The organism is Mucilaginibacter gossypii, from assembly GCF_017569325.2.
GTDB lineage: Bacteria > Bacteroidota > Bacteroidia > Sphingobacteriales > Sphingobacteriaceae > Mucilaginibacter > Mucilaginibacter gossypii.
The window spans coordinates 1,764,329-1,785,636 of record NZ_CP071878.2; the positions used below are offsets into that span (position 1 = coordinate 1,764,329).

Here is a 21,308-nt window from a genome sequence, read left to right on the forward strand (position 1 = left end):
TTAGCTAATGATGATGGATGATTTATCGATTCTCGGTTGCTGGCCGCCTCGCAATATACTGTTACCTTCAAATTTTACGCTTTGATCAACGTTCCTCACCGTGGCGAAATCAGTTTCATCGAGCTGTCCGCTTTGGGCAAAAGCGGTAATTGCGTTACCGTAGGTGATCAATTGGATATCTTTGTCACTGATACCGCGTATTTTCATTAGTGCAGCGGTTTTCGGCACCGCCAGGGGATCACTGATGCCCCAATCAGCAGCCGAATTGACCATGATCCGCTCCGGGCCATATTGTCTGGCGATTTCAACCATGCGCTCATTACCCATTTTGGTGAAGGGATAAATCGTGAATGCAGCCCAAAAACCCCGGTCAAGGACCTCTTTAACGGTCTCCTCGTTGTTATGATCAATGATGACCTTATAAGGATCGATGCCATGTTCTATCGCGATGTCCATACTACGGCGTGTGCCGTTTTTCTTGTCGCGGTGCGGGGTGTGGACCTGTACAGGCAGGCCGGCTTCCCTGGCCAGTTCCAGTTGCAAGCGGTAATATTTTTCTTCAGCCGCGGTTTGATCGTCGAAACCTATTTCACCGATACCCACAACTCCCTCTTTATAAGCAAACAGCGGAAGTATTTCCATCACCTGTTCTGCAAGGCTTTCATTGTTTGCCTCGCGGGAGTTAAGCCCTATGGTGCAATAATGTTTAATGCCAAACTGCGATGAGCGAAATCTTTCCCAGCCAACCAGACTGCTGTAATAATCGCGAAAGCTGTCAATACCCGTCCGGGGCTGTCCCAGCCAGAAAGCCGGTTCTATCAGCCCAACCACGCCCGCATCAGCCATAGCCTGGTAGTCATCAGTAGTACGGGATGTCATATGTACATGCGGGTCAAAAAAACGCATACCTTTTACGGCGGTTATGTCAAATGACTCTGGTTTTTCGCCAGGTATTTGCTCTCTGTTTTCAAAATTGCTGCAACACATATCCCAAAATTAATTTTTTGTATCGTTAATAAATTCGTTCCAAATCGTTTTTCTGCCCGCCGCCATCTTTAAAGGATCAACTTTCAACAATTCTTTTGCTGGCTGAAAGCCACTTTCGGCAATAGCTAATGCCACCGCTTCCCTTTCAAGTTCGCTTAAACCCGGTAATCCTTCCCTGATGTCCTGCAGTATCGCTTCATCCATAAAGTGACTTACTAATCGCCATAGCATAGGATCTGTACTCCGGCCGGCTGACCAGCGCTCTCGCGCGTAATCGATCAATGTATGTGCAAGGCTGGCATTGGCACGCTGGTCCAATCCCGTGATCAGTTCCAGCTTTTTTTCGGTGAAAAGTGCCTTTAGCACCATTTGGTTCCAGGCCGGCTCGGGCAGGTTTTCCGCAGGGTAAGGGTTGCGATACATGATCGCTTCGAGCACAACGCCCAGGTTGCTGCGGTTACCTTCCGTACAGCGTTGTACCCATATCGGGGCGTAAGCAAGCAGAGGCAAAGCCGAATATAAAGCCACCAATTCGTTCATTTCAGCAGCCAAAAATAGGTTTTCGATATTGCGTTGATAACGCTCCTTATCGGTGGTATCAAGCGTTAACAACAGCCATACCCTGGCAAGTCTGTCAACCGACCATCCTGCGATCGAAAAATCTTTACGGATAGCCGATAAATCGGCTTCATTTTCAGGACCGGCATTGACCGGTGCTTTTCCCGTCTTACGCGGCAAAGCAGCGAAGGCAGCGTTAAATGCTGCGGCAGATGCGGCGTGATTCCCCTGGGCCAGCAGCCAGTCTTTGGCATCCGGGCTTACATGTCTTGCAATGAGATCTGTAAGCAGAGGCTTAAATTTTTCTATATCATAAGTGAACATATCTTCAAATCATCAGGGTTGACCGAGCCATGTTGCTCAGGCCGCGATATAATTGATGAGCAATGCGCCGGCAATGATCAGCAGGCCAAAGAACTCTCTCGTTTTTTCTATATAAGGCTTGTCTGCCTGCATCGTTTCTACCAAACTTGGCCTGTTATATTTCGTTATCCAGTCGCGTACACCATCTTTAGAAAAATAAATGGTGCCTGCGTGAACAAGGTATATCGCGATCAGGCATAGATACAACCTCGGATAAACCAAGTGAAAAACTACCAGCCCGCAACATACCGCCGCACTAAGGTAGATTGGTACCCAAAGCCACGGATCGACATCGTTCAGGTTAAGGTAAGCGAAAACCAGGAAAGAAAGACAGAAAATGATATTTATAATAGCAATCATATTGAACAGATCGGAGCCAGGCAAATTAATAAATGTAATGTAATCTAAGGCTCATATATCAATATAAATTTTCTTACGCTTGACAACTTGAAGATGGGCAATGTTTTTGGATTTGCAGCCGGGCGAAAATGCTCACATATAAGAGTTGATGAGTTTTGCAGAGCCGGGGGGCACCGGCCGGAGGTCGTTTTTGTATAAAATAAAGTCTGGTTTAGGTAATTCTGCATCGCTGGCTTTAATTAATTTAGCGTGGCGTATACCTTAATTATTAAACCGCCCTGAAAAACGTTGGGTTTATTATAATACAAAAGGTTTAAACCATCGCTATTTGCCTGAATTGTTACTGTTTGAAAACCCTAATTATGTTTAACCGAAAGACCACGATCAAGGCAGCTTGTTTGCTGCTAACACTATTGAGCCATTCTTTTATGGTAAAGAGCCAGCAAATGAGCGACGCAGAAAGAAAATCAATGGAAAAAGGTAAGGTGTACCCCGCATTAAAGGGTGCAGGGCAGGGTGTATCGGGCCCGGGTTCTAATCTTCCGGCCGAAAAGATGCAATGGTGGGAGGATCAGAAATTTGGGATGTTCATACATTGGGGCTTATATGCAATTCCAGCCACGGGTGAATGGACCATGTTCAATCAAAAGATACCGGCAGAGGAATATGCCAGGTTAGCCGATCAGTTTAACCCAAAACATTTTAGCGCCACAGAATGGGCTAAGGTAGCCAAGGAGGCAGGTATGAAATATATGGTAATGGTTAGCCGCCATCATGATGGCTTTGCCCTTTGGAACAGCCCCTCAAGTTACCGGCATTTTGATAGTTGGGAAACTGCCGCTCACCGTGATTTTGTAAAGGAGTATACTGATGCGTGCCGTAAAGCTGGCCTCTATGTAGGCATTTATTATTCTCCTCTGGATTGGCGTTTTCCTGGTTATTTCGACCATAAGGGGCTTCCCGACAATGCTGCCTTGCTCAAAAAACAAACATATGGGCAGGTAGAAGAGCTAATGAAAAATTACGGCAAAATAGATATTTTGTGGTACGATGGCGGCTGGCTGGCGCATAAAGGTACAGATGCCGACGCAGCCTGGTTTTGGGAGCCGTTAAAACTGAATGCTATTGTACGTAGCTACAACCCGGATGTGGTCATTAATCCAAGATCAGGGATGGTGGGAGATTTCCAGACCGACGAAGGTGGCGCGGATGTTAAAGGGCCTATTATTCCCTTCCCATGGGAAAAATGCTTGAACCTTAACGAAACCAGTTGGGGATACAATAAAGCACAGCGATTGATGCCGCTGAAAAAGATCGTAAACATGCTTGTTAATACCGTTGACCGCGGTGGAAATATGTTATTAAATGTTGGGCCGGATCCGGACGGTGTTATTCCCCCAGCTCATGTGGATCGCCTGAGAGAAGTGGGGCAGTGGTTAGCAAAAAATGGCGAGAGCATATATCAAACGCGTCCGGGACCTTTTCAACCTGTTGATGATTTTTACGGGGCCACAAGCAGGGGAGATAAAATATATATCCACGTGCTGAAAATGCCGGCGGGAGATACTAACATAAAATTACCGCCTGTTAAACAAACTATTACACATTGCAGGGTACTGCATGGTAAAAAAGTTAAATTTGATCAAGATTCAACGGGTATCAGTCTTGACTTAGCCACAGTAAAACTCGATTCACTGGTAACCACTTTGGAGTTAAAAACAAAAGGTAACTAACTGTTTCAAATATCCTAAAGTTGAGCTAAAACCGGGGCTGTAAAATAAACTGTGTCAATCCCAGCGCGGCCCCGGCCACCCTGTTAATTTATTGACTATACCGTTGTTGCAAATCAGAAATAGCGTCAAATTCATCAGCGACTTTTGTTATCAGGCTTTCGAATACTTTAAAATATTGTGCGTAGACCTGATGATTTTCGGCGTTTGGCAGATAGGTCTGATGCATGGTTACCGTTTTGGAGGCTTCTTCTAAAGAGGGATAAATGCCCATCTCGGTAGCGCTTAGAAGGAATGCTCCCTTGCCGATGCTGTCGGCATGGCTAATTGTGCTCACCGGCTTGTTGAACAGATCTGCAATGATTTGAGCGCAAAACGGTATAGATGCAAAGCTGCCGTTGATAGACAGAGTTTCAATATGCCGATGTGGCTCAAGGGTACGGCCAATACTGTACATTTCATATAAAATACCCTCTATGGTAGCCCGTATAAAATGTTTACGCTCGTGCCTGATATTAACACCGAAATAGCACCCTCTGGAATTTGGGTTCCAGATAGGCGCTCGTTCGCCATGCAGGAAGGGAAGAAAGATCAATCCACCAGACCCCACTTCAACACCGGCGGCTTCCTCTATTAACATTTCCATCGATTGGTCGATATCAAAAGCTTCTGTAAAATCACCGAATTGTTTAGCAAACCAATTGAATATCACACCTCCATTACTTGTTGGACCGCCGGTGATAATATGTTTTTCAGTAAGCAGATAATTGAAAATCTGTTGTTTGGGATCTTCTATTATTTTATCGCCAATGATCCGGAATGCGCCGCTATCTTCAATGGTAATCGTTGCCATACTGTTTTCCCACACGCCGGCACCTAGGGTGGCCAGGCATCCGTCGCTTGATCCGATCAGGATTTTAACCGTTGGTGACAGTTTCAAAACCCTTTGGTATTCTTTTTTTAAAGTTACTCCCGAGTAAAAAACCGGATGCAGGTCTGGGAGCTCCTCCGGCGTGATTCCTGCAAACTCAAGTGCTGCCCGGTCCCAGGTTAAATTGTGGATGTTCATTAACCCGGTTGCTGAGGCTATGCTGTAGTCTATCACACATGCGCCGGTCAGTTGCTGAATGATATAGGTTTTTATAGGCATAAATTTCTTCGCCAGCCTGAACTTTTCAGGGTCGTGATTTTTCATCCATGCAATTTTTATTAGTGACGACATCGGGTGAATGGGTGTTCCGGTGGCTTTGTAAATCTCCTCACCCAGGCTGCTTTGTTTAAGCTCGGCCGCCTCTTTTTTGCCCCGGTTATCCGCCCAGGTAATGGCGTTGCCTAATGGTATGCCATCCTTATCCACTGCCAGTAAACTGTGCATAGATGAGCCAAAGCAGATACAGGTTACGGTATATTTTTTAGGGTAGATCTTTTCATTAAGAAGATTTTTCAAAATATAAAGCATTGTAATAAACATCTGCTCAGGGTCTTGTTCGCTATGGTCGGGTTGTTCATGAAAGGTGGGATAATGCCCCTTCGACGAACTGATTAAATTACCGGAAAGATCAAAGGCGAAGACCCGTACAGCGGCCGTGCCCATTTCTATAATGATGATACAATTCATAATGTATGCTGATAAGCTGGTGTTTTATTTTTTTTGAACTCGCTTGGGGTGTACCCGGTAAGTTTTTTAAAAGTTGTAGAGAAATGCTGAGACGAATAAAAGCCGGTACTCAGTGCTATGTCGGTGACATTTACCTCGTTTTTTTTAAGCAGTTTGGTAGCTTCAGTTATCCTGATATTGATCAAATAATTCAGAGGTGAAAAGCCGGAATAGTTTTTTACTTTTTCGGTAAAAGCTGTAGTTCCCATACCTATTAGCGCAGCCATTTCTTCCACCGTCCATTGATGGGCAAGATTTTGCCGCAACGTTTGCTCCAGCTTCAGGAATGTTTGAGGGAAGTCTCTTCTGGAATTGTTTTGCCTGATCAATTGCCTGCTCACCAACACAAAAAGCTCGTCAAGTAGCTGGTTTACACGTGTGTAAAAGCCTACTTCCTCATTTTGTAATTCAAGTTGTAAATTATGCATTAAAACCTGCGCTTCTTTCAGTTTCAAAACAAGCTGTTGCTTATTTACGAGCAAAATCTGATTGATGGATAGTTTTTCTTTTTTAGTAAGACCGCTCCATTTGCCCAGCAAAATCTTCCCGCAATCTTCGGCAGAGATCTTTAACCCAAACAGAGCGCCGATATTTAATATTCCGTTTTCGCCGCCAATGCGTTGCCCGGGCAATACAACGGCAAAATCGCCAGGATATAAGGTATGTTGTTGTAAATCAATCATCCAACCGAATTTTCCCTCTAAAATATAATACATGCAAATACAGTCTGTAACGTTACTGTTAAAGGAGTTGAGTTGGATAGTATTGTTCTTTTTGTGGGTAAACTCCAGAATATGCGGAAAATGCATAAGTTCTTGAGATATGCCCTGCTGAAGTATCAATTGATTCATTCAGTATAATAATTGGTATACGTTGCTGCCACCTCTGTACTGCAACGGTTATCGGGCATCCAATAGTGTGCACCCATTGAAAGCAAGTTTACACATTACAAAACTAAAATTTGTATAAAAACCAACGCTGTTTTTTAATGGTATTTTCCGGGTTAAATATTATGATACTTTGTAAGTATTATAACCAGTTACAACCAAAACCAAAGACGCTATTCCCCTTAATAGTGTGCGTTTTAAATTTATTACGATGAGAAAATGTTTTCTTCTTTGCCGTATTGCGGGTATTGTATTGCTGCAATGCTGTTTGTTTTTTCATAACGCCTTCGCGCAGCAAATTTCCAGGGATGAGTTGATATTCCTTACTCCGGAGTGGAAAGGTGAGCGCTTTGCCGATGGCCGCCCCAGGGTGCCGGATGCAATTTTGGCTCGGATGAAGCAGGTGAGTATTGAAGAAGCCTGGGCCGTTTTAAAAAACGCAGGCTACGGCTACCAGTTAACCGAAAACTGGCTGGTAATAAACCCGGATAGCGTTTTGGTTGGCCGCGCAGTAACTGCTGTTTTCATGCCCGCCCGCCCCGATGTATGGAAGGCGATTGATGACAGGGGCAAAGCTCAGGGCAAAAAAGGGCAAAACACCTGGCCTGTAGACTTGCTGGTAAAAGGAGATGTATATGTTGCCGATCAGTTTGGCGCCCACAAAAACGGACCTACTATTGGCGACAATGTGGGCAATGCCATCTACGCGAAAACCGGTAACGGTATAGTTTATAATGGTGCGGTGAGGGATTTGCGGGGATTAAAAGAGATTGGCGGCTTTACCTCCTTTGTAGAAAGTTATGATCCATCGTACCATAACCCGCCCGGCGACCTGAACACCATGATTGTTGGCATCAATCAACCCACCAGGATCAAGCAGGCCACTGTGATGCCCGGAGATGTGGTTTTGGGCGAGAATGGCATAGTGATATTTATCCCGCCGCACCTGGCCGAGAAAGTGGTAACCACTTCTGAAGTGGTTAGGTTAAGGGATATGTTTGGCCACCTGCGGTTAAAAGAAGGTAAATACACAGCCGGGCAAATAGACGCGCGCTGGAGCGCAGATATCGAAAAAGATTTTTCAGCGTGGCTTAACGAGCATATTAACGAATTGCCGGTACCCAAAGAGCAGATCCAAAATATCCTGAAAAACCGGACCTGGTAAATAAATCTATCCTAAATACAAAATATGTCAAACTATCAAAACAGGCGCAGTTTTCTTTCAAAAACTGTATTAGCCGGTGCCTCCGTACTGGCAGCACCATTAAATAAAACATTTGGGCAAGGGCTGATAGACGCCAAAGAGCGTACCCCGCAGGCATCGTCTCCATCCGACCTTAAAATTACAGAAGTTAAGTGCGCCTACGCGGGCGGGGGGCTTTTTGTAAAAATATACACCAACCAGGGTATCTGGGGCTCGGGCGAAGGTGTTGATGCCATAGCGGGAACATATTACCTGGTTAAACGGCTGGAATGGATGTTGAAAGGCCGCAGCCCCTTAAATCCAAACCGGATAGCGGAGGAGATCAGGAAAGCAAACTTTTTTTCCGGTGCACAATCCGGCATGTTTGTGGCGGTGCTTACCGCGGTTGAGGCAGCCCTTTGGGACCTTACAGGCAAAGCTTTGGGCTTGCCGGTTTACCAGTTGTTAGGCGGCAAATACCGCGATAAATGCCGTGTTTACTGTGATACGGAATTATACACAGCTACAAACCCGGTGCCTGATGATTATGCAAAGGCTGCCCGCGGAGCGGTTAATCGCGGATATACTGCCGTGAAATTTGATATTGATGATGCCCGTGACCCCAATAAATTTGACCGTTATAACTGGACTGCCAGTAATGCCGAGCTCGACAGGATGTATAATGCCATAGCCGCCGTGCGGAAAGAAGTAGGGCCCAATATTGATATCTGCGTAGATATGCATGGCCGTTACGATGCTACAACTGGCCGCAGGGTTGCAAAAATGATGGAACCTCTTAATTTAATGTGGCTGGAAGAACCAGTACCTGCAGATAATATTGATGTGTATAAAACAATAACTCAGGAAACAAGCACACCAATTTGTGCCGGGGAAAATTTTTACCTGGCCTATGGTTATACCAGGCTGCTTTCGGAAGCCGGAATTGATATTGTAATGCCCGATCTTCAGAAATGCGGCGGGCTGGGTGAAGGACAACGGATAGCCAACCTTGCCAATTTATATTATGTGCCTTTTTCGCCGCATATGGTAGGCTCCTTTCTCGGTGCGATGGCAACCGCGCATGTTTGTGCCTCGGTACCCAATTTTCATATCCTGGAATGGCAAACGTTGAGCGATACCGAGCCAAAATGGAAGGAAATAGTGCACTATGATAAACCCTTTATTGAGAAAGGTTTCCTGGTGTTATCTGATAAGCCCGGAGTGGGCGTTGAGATCAACGAGGAAGGGTTGAAGAAGTACGCGATGCCCGGAGTCCCTTTCTTTGCTTGATCAATGCCGGGTATGAAATTTTTTTACAAAGTTACCATCGCGTTAACCATCGCTGCATTGGTTGCGGTATTAATCATGCTTTCTAAAGGTTTGGAGCACACCGGGCCTTATGTACTTACATTTTTTGTACTGCTTGCCATAAGCCTTTGTTCCTCCCCAAAAACCAAAAGTTTTGCATATACGGTACTGATTTTCGGAGCTGCCGCCATGGCGCTTTATTATCCTGAGTTTTTTATCAGTTATGGCAATTTTAAATATGCTACGCTTATTATCCCGCTAATACAGCTCATCATGTTTGGTATGGGCACTTCCATGCATTACCAGGATTTTCTCGGCGTATTAAAATCGCCCGGGGGAATCATCATAGGGGTGGTGAGCCATTTTATTATAATGCCCTAACTTGGCTTCAGTATTGCAACCCTCAGCGTAAAATTAACCGGAATGCCTGCCGAGATAGCAGCTGGTATTATACTAATTGGTTGCTGTCCTAACGGCATGGCATCTAATGTGGTATCCTACCTGGCCAGGGCAAACCTGGCGCTATCGGTTACTATAACCAGCATTTCCACCATGCTATCGCCGGTATTGACACCATTTTTAATGAATTTACTTGCCGGTCCGCTTATTAAAATAGACCCCTGGTTAATGGTGGTGGATATTTTTAAAATGGTCATGATACCTATTGCTTTGGGTGTGCTGTTTTCATCGATAGCCAAAAAACGCAGCAGTTGGCTAAAAAGGATAATGCCCGTCATATCAATGGGAGGCATTATCTGTATCATTATTATTATAACAGCTGCCGGAAGAGAAAGCCTGCTAAAAGTTGGCCTGCTGCTGGCCTTTTTGGTGTTACTGCATAATATTGGCGGCTATTTACTTGGCTTTTGGTCGGCAAAGGCATTTGGAATGGAAGAACGTGACTGTCGCACCATCGCTATAGAAGTAGGGATGCAAAACGGGGGGATGGCCGCCGGGCTTGCCAAAGGGATGGGCAAAATTGCTACGCTGGGCCTGGCGCCGGTTATCTTTTCAACCTTCATGAATATTACAGGTTCTTTGCTGGCTTCTTACTGGCACAAAAGAAAGCCTGGTTACGCACACAAGGCTACTTTGCAAAATCCTGCTGAGAACTGAGAAGCTGTTTAAAAACGAATGAAATGAATGTTTTTTTGTAGAGACGCACCACATGCGTCTCCCGTAGGACAAGCCATGTTCAATAAGCGAGCAAGCGTAAATTGCATGCGGGAGACGCATGTGATGCGTCTCTACATTTGGAAATCATCGTTTTTAAACAGCCTCTTAGAAGCTGTTTAAAAACGGGTGAAAGAAAATGTTATGTGTTGAAAAGTTGATAAAAAGGCCATCGCTGATAGCTTGAATAAATACTAATTGTGAATAACCACAAACCCAATTAGAATGACAAATTACCCAAGCAACTTAAGCGATAGCCAATGGCAATTTATATCAAAATACTTTGATACACAACGTACCCGTCGTTATGAACTGAGAGAAATCATAAATGGTATTCTTTACCTGGTAAAAACGGGCTGTCAATGGCGTATGCTACCAAAGGATTTTGCACCCTGGCAACTGGTTTATTACTATTTTAACACATGGAAAAATCAGGAGATCTTTGAAGTAATTCAGGAGAGCCTCGTTCAGCAAACGAGGTTAAAGCAAGGGAAAACCGAGCAACCAACGGTTGGTATAATTGATGCTCAATCTATCAAATCAACACTTGTAAGCAGCGAAAGCAGGGGTTTTGACGCAGGAAAAAGAATAAAAGGGATCAAACGTCACATTATTGTTGATACGCTTGGGATGGTGCTTGCTGTGGTTATTCAAAGTGCTTCGGTTCAGGATAGGGACGGAGCGATGGATGTAATCGCTAAGCTATTTGAAACATGGAACAATATCATTAAAATATTTGCCGATAATGGTTACCGGGGCGCGCTAATCGATAAAGTGAAAAACAAATTCAAAATAGCTTTTGAGGTAATAAAAAGAAGCGAATTACACATCTTTAAAGTATTACCAAAGCGCTGGATCGTAGAACGGACATTTGCATGGATCGATACTAACAGAAGAGCCGCTAAGAATTATGAGCGTTTTAACAATACAAGTACTGCCATCGTTCATTTATCTGCCATAAGAATTATGTTGAACCGTTTTTAAACAGCTTCTAAGATGGCGCTGGGTTTTTCTGCTAATTTTTTTTGTGCAAAAATCAACGCTGTGTTTTTTTGGAAGCTTAAGCGATTTGCTTTAGCATTCTTTGTACATAACCAAGTAACCTATTTGTTACATTTTTAATAAACGAGTAACTACCGCACAAATGCAGGTAGTACAAAATAGCTATGCATATATTTAAAACCACTAACAAAGTTATTGTAAAACATAACAGCCTGCTTTACAGTTCACCGGATTGGAACTGGGACAGTTTTATAAACCGTAAAACGTTGCACAGTGAGGTTTTAAGAGATCTTCAAAATATTACAGCCAACCCGTTACTGGCCCATGATCTGGAAAACATAAGCGCACCTATTGCCAATCAGGAGATATGGGCGTCGGGTGTCACTTATCTGCGCAGCATGGATGCCCGGATGGAAGAATCTAAAGATGCCGGTGGCGGCGATTTCTATGCAAGGGTTTACAGCGCCGAACGCCCCGAGATCTTTTTCAAATCTTCGGCACCTCGTGCGGTTGGCCCCGGCGGTTCTGTTCGCATCCGTAAAGATTCGAAATGGAACGTTCCTGAGCCAGAATTAGTGCTGTTCATCTGCAGTGCAGGTACTATTGAGGGTTATATGATTGGCAATGATATGTCCTCAAGGGATATCGAAGGAGAAAACCCCTTATACCTTCCTCAGGCTAAATCGTACGACGGCGCAGCGGCCGTTGGCCCGTGTCTTTATGTACCCGGTACACCTATTTCGCCGGATACCGAAATTCAAATTGAAATAAGTAGGGGTGACGATCAGGTGTTTACTGACGCTATATTGATCAGCAGGATGAAGCGTACACACCAGGAGCTTGCCGATTACCTGTTTATGGAGATGTCTTTCCCTGCTTAATGACTGGTACCGGTATAGTGCCGCCGGATTCTTTCACACTTAACTATGGCGACGTGATAAGTATTACAATAAGTAATATAGGAACACTTACAAACCAGGTAGGCAAATAATTGCACCAGGGCAACGATATCAATTAAAATTATAAAAGAAAATAAAATGTCACAGTTCAGAAGTGCCGATTGGTTTGGAAAAACAGGTAAAATGGGGTTCTTATACAGGAGCTGGATGAAAAACCAGGGTATGCCGACAGACCTTTTCGACGGAAGACCGGTTATCGGGATCTGCAATACATGGTCGGAGCTAACTCCTTGCAATGCACATTTGCGAGACCTGGCCGAAGCTGTTAAACGCGGGGTGTATGAAGCCGGCGGTTTCCCGGTGGAATTTCCTATCATGAGTTTGGGCGAAACTTTGCTTAAACCTACAGCTATGCTTTTCCGCAACCTGGCCAGTATGGATGCAGAAGAGTCAATCCGGGGCAACCCGATAGATGGAGTGGTGCTGCTAACCGGCTGCGATAAAACTACACCATCTACCATGATGGGAGCGGCCAGTGTAGGCCTGCCCACTATCGTGGTTCCGGGTGGGCCTATGCTGAACGGTAAATATCGCGGTACTGATATCGGATCGGGCACCGCCGTGTGGAAACTGACCGATGACCTTAAAACCGGTAAAATAACCAACGACGAATACCTTGCGGCCGAAAGCTGCATGTCGAGAAGTGCAGGCCATTGTATGACAATGGGCACTGCTTCAACTATGGCTTGTATGGTAGAGTCGCTTGGCATGTGCCTTTCACAGGCCGCGGCCACCCCGGCGGTTGATTCAAGGAAAAAAGTACTTGCTCAGCTATCAGGCAGGCGTATCGTTAAAATGGTAAAAGAAGGGTTAACAATATCAAAAATACTTACACGTGCTGCTTTCGAAAACGCCATTAAAGTAAATGCGGCAATTGGAGGGTCAACCAATTTCATTATACATCTTACGGCAATTGCCGGGCGTATTGGGGTAGACTTATGCCTGGACGATTTTGACAAGCTGGGCAGTAAAATACCCTTATTGCTCAACCTGATGCCGTCTGGTAAATACCTGATGGAAGATTTTTACTACGCAGGCGGCCTGCCGGTGATATTGAAAGAGCTAAGTAATGAGTTGGATATGGATGCGATAACCGTAACGGGTAAATCGCACGCGGACAACATAAAAGATGAAGGGATATGCTATAATAACGAAGTTATTGCAGCATATAATAGTCCCATTATCCCTGAGGCCGGTATAGCCGTTTTAAAAGGGAACCTCGCTGTTAATGGTGCGGTTATTAAACCTTCGGCGGCAACGCCATCGCTGATGCAGCATACTGGCAGGGCAGTGGTTTTTGAAACTATTGAAGACTATCACGCAAGGGTTGACGACCCGCAACTTGATATCGACGAAACCTGTGTGATGGTGCTTAAAAATGTTGGCCCGGTGGGTTATCCCGGTATGCCTGAAGTTGGCAATATGGTGCTGCCAAAAAAACTGCTGGATAAAGGTATTACAGATATGGTAAGGATCTCTGACGGAAGGATGAGCGGCACCGCATACGGCACAGTTGTACTTCATGTTTCACCGGAGTCTGCCATCGGCGGCAACCTGGCACTTGTTGAAAACGGGGACCTGATATGCCTTGACGTACCGGCCAAAAAAATAGAGCTGCTTGTAGATGAAGTTGAACTGCAAAGACGGCGATTGTTATGGCAAAAACCTGCTTATCATACCGATAGGGGGTACGTGTCTATGTACCAGCGCCATGTGCAGCAAGCTGATAAAGGAGCCGATCTGGATTTCCTGGTTGGGAATTCAGGATCTGTTGTGACCCGCGATTCGCATTAAATTAACCTGATTGTAAATGACAATATTAATACTGATTTTTTGTATTTTATTGCTAGTAGTGCTGATAACATGGGCAAAAGTGAATGCATTTCTTGCCTTTATTATTGTAGCACTGTTGGCGGGCTGCTTTTTCGGCATGCCATTTACAGCGGTTATCGCGTCGGTAAATAAAGGGCTCGGCGACACTTTAGGGTCGGTAGCAATTATTATAGTATTGGGTGTCATGCTGGGTAAATTGGTTGCTGAAAGCGGCGCCGCCCAGCGCATAGCACATTTTATGCACGACTTATTTGGTGCTAAATATGTAAGCTATGCTATGGCCCTTACAGGCTTTATTGTGGGCATCCCTTTGTATTATAATGTCGGGTTTATACTCTTGGTGCCTATCATTTTTTCGGTTGCTTCCAGTTATCGTTTGCCGCTGTTGTATGCAGGTATGCCTATGCTCACGGCGCTATCGGTAATGCACGGCTTTTTACCGCCTCATCCTTCGCCAATGACACTCATCAGCGTTTTTCATGCGGATGTAGTAAAAACATTTGGCTATGGGCTGATCATTGCTATTCCTGCTATAATAATTGCGGGACCGATGTTCTCGGCTACCCTCAAAAAGATAGGACCTAATGGCTTGCAATTTACCCATAGTTCGGCCGCCTTGCCTGTTCATGAACTACCGGGTATTGTTAACAGCATACTGTCATCTCTTTTACCTGTAGTATTGATTTGCCTGGCCCATTTGCTGCCTGTGCTTTTTAGGGATAATCCTTTGATAAAGAGTTTATCTGAATGGCTCGCCGAACCAATTATTGCGATGCTGGTCACCGTAACTGTAAGTACGTATACGCTTGGTTTGCGTAGAGGCAGGTCATTAGCAAAAATAATGGATGGTTATATGGGTGCGGTAAAAGATATAGCCATGGTATTACTCATTATTGGCAGTGCGGGTGCACTGAAGCAGGTCTTTACAGATAGCCACTTAAGTAATACCCTTGCTGGTATGCTGGTCAGCAGCACCATGCATCCCTTGTTGTTGGCGTGGCTGGCAACGGCTTGTTTACGAATTTGCCTCGGCTCGGCCACTGTGGCTGGTGTAACTGCCGCAGGCGTGTTGTTCCCTATAGCTCATCATGCGGGCGTAAATACCAATTTACTGGTGTTGGCTATCGGAGCGGGCAGCTTGTTTGGCTCGCACGTAAACGATACCGCTTTTTGGCTATGCAAAGAATATTTCGGGTTATCAGTAAAGGAAACACTTCGCTCATGGACGGTAATGGAAAGCCTGGTAGCTGTAATAGGGCTTGCCGGCGTCTTGTTGTTAGACTGTTTACTATAAATAGATTATACCAGTACACGTACTATAAACCAATTTTAAACCAAAACCCTGCATAACATGAAGAAAAAGTGATACTAAAACTAAAAGCGGCTTTTAAAGTTACCGCTCCGAGCAGCTCTTTCGCAATTACCAATTTTGAGAAAGAAGTTAAAGTAAGATTTGCCAATTTGAATTAACCCTAAAATTATGGAAAAAGAAATCAAAGTATCAGGAATGATGCTGTCCATTGCAATAAGTGTTGTTTTTACACTTATAATTGCAGGGAATGTGCAGGCGGAAAGCGCCGTCGCAGCCCGAACCAGCCCCGAAGTGGGGGTACAAATAGTTACCGGTAAAGTGACCGACGAAAAAGGCGGCCCGCTTATCGGCGTTAGCGTAAGCGAAAAAGGAACAAAAAACGGCGTTTTGACCGACGCAAACGGTAATTACAAACTCCAGGTATCTGCCGATAACGCGGTATTGTTATTCAGCTACGTAGGCTACAATCCAAAAACCGAGCCCCTTAACGGGCGCACTACGCTGAATGTAACGCTTGAGCCAAAATCAACTGCTATCAGCGAGATTGTAGTAACAGCGCTAGGTATAAAGCGCGAGTCTAAAAAATTGGGATATGCGGCAGAAAACATACGCGTTGGTGAAATAACAACCAACCGTTCAACAAACTTTGTTAATTCTCTTGAGGGAAAAGTTGCCGGTTTAGACATATCTCCTCCGGCAAGTGGCCCGGGAGGTAGCACTAAGATCAGGCTGCGCGGGCAATCTGCATTCCAGGGAGATAATGCGCCGCTGATCGTATTAAACGGCCTTCCTTTATCACAAAGCCCGTCAAGCACCAACGGTTATACCCAGTCGGTGGATTTGGGCGATAATATGCAGCAGATAAACCCGGATGATATTGAGTCGATGACTGTATTAAAAGGAGCTACAGCCGCGGCGCTTTACGGTTCAAGGGCAAGTAACGGCGCGTTGATCATCACTACCAAAAGCGGTAATAAAAACGGCGGGATAGGTATTGAGTTTACCTCCAACTTTACTCAAAATCAAGCTCTTGATTTTACCGATTTTCAGTATGAGTACGGACAGGGCGAAAACAATGTACGCCCTAAAACACAGGGCCAGGCCCAAAGTTCCGGTGCGTGGAGTTTCGGTGAAAAATTTGATAATGCACCTACCTACCAGTTTGATGGAGTACAACGCCCTTATGCACCAGAAAGAAACCGGATCAGCAAATTTTTCAGACTGGCCAATGCATGGACTAATACTATTGCGTTTTCGGGCGGTAATGATAAAGGGAGCTTCAGGTTTTCTTATTCAAATCAGGATGCACAAGGCATAATACCGAATAATGATTATCACAAAAAGATATTCAATCTTGGGTTAAACTACAATTTTACCCCCAAGTTGTCTGCCCAAATTTATGTGAATTACGACCACGAGAATAATAATAACCCTCCGGTAATTGGTATTCAGGGCTCATCGGTCACTAATTACATGTACCGTTATAGTAACTCGGTTAGTTTGGATGTATTAAAAGCCGCCGCCATTGATGCCAACGGCAACGAAACGCCTACATCTCGTTTCACCACGCTTACCAATCCGTATTGGATTATGCAAAAGCAATTTACAAAGCAAACTAAAGATCATCTTTTAGGTACTGCGACCCTGCGATACCAATTTTTTGACTGGCTTTATTTGCAGGGCCGCGTAAATATGGAATATAGTCCATCTTACTACGAACAAAATTCGCCAACAGGTACTTTAGCAAACGCGGCTGCACCCGTTGGCCTTTATAATGGTAGTTATAACTCAAATGATAATACCTACCGTGCGCTTAACGCCGACTTCTTATTAGGCGGTGGCCACAAATGGGGCCCTTTTTCTTTTGATGCCACGGTAGGAGGAAATACATTCCCATCCTCATCACAAGGATATACTGTTACCGCTACAAATTTCTACGTCAGGGATTTTTATACCCTTGGCAACGGCGTAACCAATACCTCTGCCTTTGCAGTTTCCAAATCAACAGTAAACTCGCTTTATGGTACCGCGGAGTTTGGATATAAATCTTATTTGTTTTTAAATGTTACCGGCCGTAACGACTGGTTCTCGGTGCTAAGCCCCGAACATAACCATTATTTTTATCCATCAGTAAGCGGCAGTTTTGTTTTTTCGGAGTTTTTAAAGAACCCGCCCTCATGGCTAACTTTCGGAAAAATCAGGGCGACCTACGCTAACGTGGGCAGTGCCAACGGTATCAACCCTTACAGCAATTCACTTACCTTTACGCTTTCACAAAATGCGTTCAACGGTGTCCCGCTTGGGAGTATCAGCAATGTTACTACGCCAAACCAGGCAATTAAGCCATACAGCGTAAAAGAAAAAGAAATTGGGCTTGAACTGCGTATGTTCAGCAGTCGTGTAAACCTGGATATTGCCGCATACGATAAGCATACCACTAACCAAATCTTAAGCGTTGCCATCTCCAACGCATCGGGCTATACCGGTACCATTGTAAACCTTGGCGAGCTGCAAAACCGTGGTATGGAGTTTTTGCTGGAGTTAGTACCTATCAGGAAACCAAATTTTAGCTGGCGTTCAGCATTTAATACAGCTATAAATACCTCTAAAGTTTTGGCGCTGGCAAATGGTCAAAAACAATTGACACTGGGTGCAGGGGAGTTTTTCGGCTCCATTGTTGACCAGGTTGGTCTTCCGTTAAACCAGATCCAGGGTTCAACCTATCGCAGAGATTCCAATGGCAAGATCATCGTATCAGGCGGTAAACCAGTGGCAAGTACATCTCCTGCACTTTTTGGCAGCGCATTGCCTAAAGCTACAGGTGGTTGGGTAAATACATTTACTTACAAAAGGTTTACCCTGATGGCGCATATCGATTATAAAAAAGGTGGTAAAATATTGTCAAGTTCTAACCTGAATTTCCTGAGAGAAGGTTTGTCAAAAGAGTCGCTGGTGGGTAGGGAAGGAGGTGTAAAGTTTGACGCGGTGAATGCCGATGGTACACCTAACACAACAGCAGTAAATGCCGAGGACTTTTATGCCAATTATCGCTCACAAGGTATCCTGGATCCTTTCGTTTATAAATCGGACTTCATTAAGTTGCGAAACCTTTCAGTTAGCTATGATTTTTCGAAAATGATGAAAACCAAATTTATTAAAGGGCTTGTGCTTTCTGCAGTGTGCCACAACGTGCTTATCATTAAAAAATACACACCTAATATCGATCCGGAGGCTATCTCATCAAGTGGTGATATTTTAACCGGTTACGAGCAAAGTTCGCTGCCTACCACGCGGACTTATGGTTTTAACCTAAACGTCAAATTTTAAAAGAGTACGATCATGAAAAAATATATAAAGATCATATTGTCGGCCGCCTGCCTGTTTGCTGTAACAGGTTGCGATAAAGGATTCAGAGAGTTGAACGTTAATCCAAATAACACTACCAGTCTCGACCCGGTGTTTTTGTTTTCCAACGCGGAAGTTTTAACGTACGCGGCATTAATGGAAACTGAACCAACAGTTGTTCAGCAGTTTATTGATCCTTTTGGTGGGGTTACCTCTGCGTTTAACTTCAACGTATTAAATCAAACCTATACAGTGATGCGGTGGAATAACGCTTATCCAAATACTATAAAATTGCTTGAGCACATTTTGCCGGATTTAAAAGGCAACGCTTCCAGGTCTAACTTGTATAACGAAACCAGGATATGGCGGGCCTATAATTACATGATGCTGGTTGACACTTACGGCGATGTGCCATATAGCCAGGCTGGCCAGGCTTACCTCAATTCTGCTTTTTTGCCTAAATACGATAAACAACAGGATATTTATGCCGACTTGGTAAACGAATTGACAACAGCCACCGCGGCGTTAGACCCTGCGAAGGATCTTGTTAAGGGAGATGTGTTTTTTGGCGGAGATATTCCTCAATGGAAGCGGCTTGGCTATTCATTGTTGCTTCGGATAGGGATGCGCTATTCTAAGTTAGACCCGGGCAAGGCAAAAACTATTGTTCAGGCAGCTGTGACCGGAGGGGTAATGCAATCTAACGCCGATAACTGTTACCTGAAATATAACAATACGTACCCCAACCTGGTTACCCAGCAAATTCAACAGCTAACCAATACTTATTATTTGGCCGAGCCTTTTATAACGCAATTAAAATCCACGGGTGATCCAAGGCTGAAGTACATATCGGCTATGTACGCCGACCCCGGAAAAGCATTATCCCTCGCACCTGATACTGCTTCAGCCAACCAGTTTGGTTTGCCGATAGGCTATGATAGCGGTACATTGCCAACAGCACCGGGCTTTCGCGGGGTGAGTGGTTCTGGCTTTAAGTATTCGCAGGTGAACTATAGTGTATTTGGTAAAATAACCGCGCCGCAATTCTTTGTAACGTATGCTCAAACGCAGCTATTACTGGCTGAGGCCGCTTTCAGGGGATATATAGCAGGTACCGCAAGTACTTATTATAATAACGGTGTAAAGGCGGCCATGGATCAATTTACCACCTACGATGCTACTGCTGTCATCAGTAGCGATGCACAAAACGCCTATTTAAATAACCCGGCAATTGCATATTCTGATGCCAATGCCCTGAAACTGATCAATACACAATATTGGATAACTTCGTTTGGAAACGGCGCAGAAACATGGGCTAATTTCAGGAGGAGTGGGTACCCTGCATTAGCGCCAAACACATATCCCGGCAGGCAAATCAAAGGCAACTTTGTACGCAGGTACACCTACCCGCAAACAGAAGCGGCCATTAATGCCGATAACTACAGAGCGGCGGTGGCCAGCATGGGTGCGGATGACCTGGATACACCTGTGTTTTGGGATAAATAAATTATCCCTGACTAACTACACTTCACTACCCCGGTGGCATTTGGCGCCGGGGTATCATTAAACGGGCCACAAAACGTTGCGGGTTGCTGAAGTAACTGTTTACTCACGAGTGTTCAACTTTTAAAAGTGTGAACAGTTGATATTTTTTCAAAATAAATCACCATTGATAATCAATTACTTAAGGTTGAGTTAAAATCTAATAAATCTCAATTTGAACAAATTATTATTGATAATCAATTAGTTGTGAAATTGTATTTTAATTGATTGAACACCCGTTTTTTAAAAATTGAACACTGACAAGATATTGTCATAATTCCTCGCTGATGCAATTGCGCCTGCGTAACTACGGGTTCCCAAATCCGTAGTTCGATTTTTTAACTAAGCGTTTAATGTCTTTGATCCATATCTTCCGGCCGTCGGTTTCCAGTACGCCTTCCTCTTTAAATTCTTTTAACAAGCGGATCACATTTTCCTGCGCTATCCCTGCCATGCCGGCCAGGTCCATTCTTGAGATATTGAGAATAACATCTTTTTCACCTAATCCGTCCCCTTTAAACTTTTCTCTCAAAATGATCAGGGAAATAGCGAGGCGTTCAGATGCTGTTCTCTGAGAGATCACGGAAATACTATTGGCCAATACACTAAATTCATGGCTCAATGATTTTAATAAGCGCCGCATAAAAAGCGGAGATCTGTCCAGAATGGTTAAAAAGTCCTCTTTAGGGATAAAACTGATCAGGCAGTCTTCCAACGCAGCCGCAGAATCAGGGCAACGCTCTTCCGCCAAAATCGCGTGATACCCTATTAATTCGCCTTTATTAGCTACATATATGATCTGCTCCCGGCCATTCCGGTCAACTTTATATTTTTTTATTTTTCCCTGGTGAATAAAATAGATACCGGAAGGTACAATGCCTTCCTTGAAGATGATTTCTCCTTTTTGATATTTCTGCGCGCCTTGCCGGGAGATTAAAAAGTTATAATCTTCTTCGGAAAGTGTATTAAGAACAGATTGTGTTGTGAATTCCCACTTATCAATTGGAAAAATTCCGGATAAACTCATATTACAAATATATGAATTTAATGCAGCCGATGTTATTGGCTGGTATGCCCGGTATGACGGGTAAAACCCGTACAGCATGTAC

General features: G+C 44.4%; 15 protein-coding genes and 1 pseudogene. 10 read left to right on the plus strand and 6 right to left on the minus strand.

Annotated elements, in window-relative coordinates:
• The 3 genes from J3L18_RS07430 to J3L18_RS07440 all read right to left on the minus strand — a co-directional run bounded on the left by J3L18_RS07430 (position 1) and on the right by J3L18_RS07440 (position 2,268).
• On the minus strand, positions 1–906 hold the full coding sequence (locus J3L18_RS07430; protein ID WP_223266247.1) for a TatD family hydrolase: 906 nt from the start codon (positions 904–906) through the stop codon (positions 1–3).
• A 90-nt stretch (positions 907–996) separates the two neighbouring features.
• Complete coding sequence (locus J3L18_RS07435) at positions 997–1,869, minus strand: EboA domain-containing protein (RefSeq protein WP_189549379.1); 873 nt, start codon at positions 1,867–1,869, stop codon at positions 997–999.
• Positions 1,870–1,905: 36 nt separating this feature from the next.
• On the minus strand, positions 1,906–2,268 hold the full coding sequence (locus J3L18_RS07440; RefSeq protein ID WP_112653740.1) for a transmembrane 220 family protein: 363 nt from the start codon (positions 2,266–2,268) through the stop codon (positions 1,906–1,908).
• Positions 2,269–2,714: 446 nt separating this feature from the next.
• On the opposite strand from J3L18_RS07440, the gene J3L18_RS07445 reads away from it, so the two are divergent.
• A complete protein-coding gene (locus J3L18_RS07445) occupies positions 2,715–4,001 on the plus strand; it encodes an alpha-L-fucosidase (RefSeq protein WP_189549381.1) in 1,287 nt (428 codons plus the stop codon).
• Positions 4,002–4,089: 88 nt separating this feature from the next.
• Here the strand turns inward: J3L18_RS07445 and J3L18_RS07450 are convergent, their stop codons facing one another.
• On the minus strand, positions 4,090–5,616 hold the full coding sequence (locus tag J3L18_RS07450; protein WP_129570870.1) for a gluconokinase: 1,527 nt from the start codon (positions 5,614–5,616) through the stop codon (positions 4,090–4,092).
• Entirely contained in the window at positions 5,613–6,506 is an 894-nt protein-coding gene (locus J3L18_RS07455; protein ID WP_129570871.1) for an AraC family transcriptional regulator, read from the minus strand. Before J3L18_RS07455 ends, J3L18_RS07450 begins: the two co-directional genes overlap by 4 nt.
• 247 nt (positions 6,507–6,753) lie before the next feature.
• Here J3L18_RS07455 and J3L18_RS07460 point away from each other — a divergent pair, with 247 nt between their 5' ends.
• The 9 genes and pseudogenes from J3L18_RS07460 (at position 6,754) to J3L18_RS07500 (ending at position 20,163) form a co-directional block, all read left to right on the plus strand.
• Positions 6,754–7,707, plus strand: coding sequence for an RraA family protein (locus J3L18_RS07460; RefSeq protein WP_129570872.1), 954 nt, complete (start codon positions 6,754–6,756; stop codon positions 7,705–7,707).
• A 24-nt stretch (positions 7,708–7,731) separates the two neighbouring features.
• A complete protein-coding gene (locus tag J3L18_RS07465) occupies positions 7,732–9,015 on the plus strand; it encodes a mandelate racemase/muconate lactonizing enzyme family protein (protein WP_129570873.1) in 1,284 nt (427 codons plus the stop codon).
• A 207-nt stretch (positions 9,016–9,222) separates the two neighbouring features.
• A pseudogene (locus J3L18_RS07470) lies at positions 9,223–10,149 on the plus strand (bile acid:sodium symporter family protein).
• Between the two features lie 282 nt (positions 10,150–10,431).
• A complete protein-coding gene (locus J3L18_RS07475) occupies positions 10,432–11,190 on the plus strand; it encodes an IS5 family transposase (protein ID WP_129571991.1) in 759 nt (252 codons plus the stop codon).
• Between the two features lie 182 nt (positions 11,191–11,372).
• The gene (locus tag J3L18_RS07480) at positions 11,373–12,089 is read left to right on the plus strand and encodes a fumarylacetoacetate hydrolase family protein (RefSeq protein ID WP_223266188.1); all 717 of its coding nucleotides are present in this window, start codon (positions 11,373–11,375) and stop codon (positions 12,087–12,089) included.
• 156 nt (positions 12,090–12,245) lie between these two features.
• Positions 12,246–13,961, plus strand: a complete 1,716-nt coding sequence (locus J3L18_RS07485; RefSeq protein ID WP_129570014.1) for an IlvD/Edd family dehydratase — start codon at positions 12,246–12,248, stop codon at positions 13,959–13,961.
• 16 nt (positions 13,962–13,977) lie between these two features.
• On the plus strand, positions 13,978–15,294 hold the full coding sequence (locus J3L18_RS07490) for a gluconate:H+ symporter (RefSeq protein ID WP_129570015.1): 1,317 nt from the start codon (positions 13,978–13,980) through the stop codon (positions 15,292–15,294).
• Between the two features lie 186 nt (positions 15,295–15,480).
• Positions 15,481–18,639, plus strand: coding sequence for a SusC/RagA family TonB-linked outer membrane protein (locus tag J3L18_RS07495; protein WP_129570016.1), 3,159 nt, complete (start codon positions 15,481–15,483; stop codon positions 18,637–18,639).
• A 12-nt stretch (positions 18,640–18,651) separates the two neighbouring features.
• A complete protein-coding gene (locus J3L18_RS07500; RefSeq protein ID WP_129570017.1) occupies positions 18,652–20,163 on the plus strand; it encodes a SusD/RagB family nutrient-binding outer membrane lipoprotein in 1,512 nt (503 codons plus the stop codon).
• A 343-nt stretch (positions 20,164–20,506) separates the two neighbouring features.
• Here the strand turns inward: J3L18_RS07500 and J3L18_RS07505 are convergent, their stop codons facing one another.
• Positions 20,507–21,226: a Crp/Fnr family transcriptional regulator gene (locus tag J3L18_RS07505; RefSeq protein ID WP_129570018.1), complete on the minus strand. Its 720-nt coding sequence runs from the start codon at positions 21,224–21,226 to the stop codon at positions 20,507–20,509.
• Positions 21,227–21,308 lie beyond the last annotated feature (82 nt).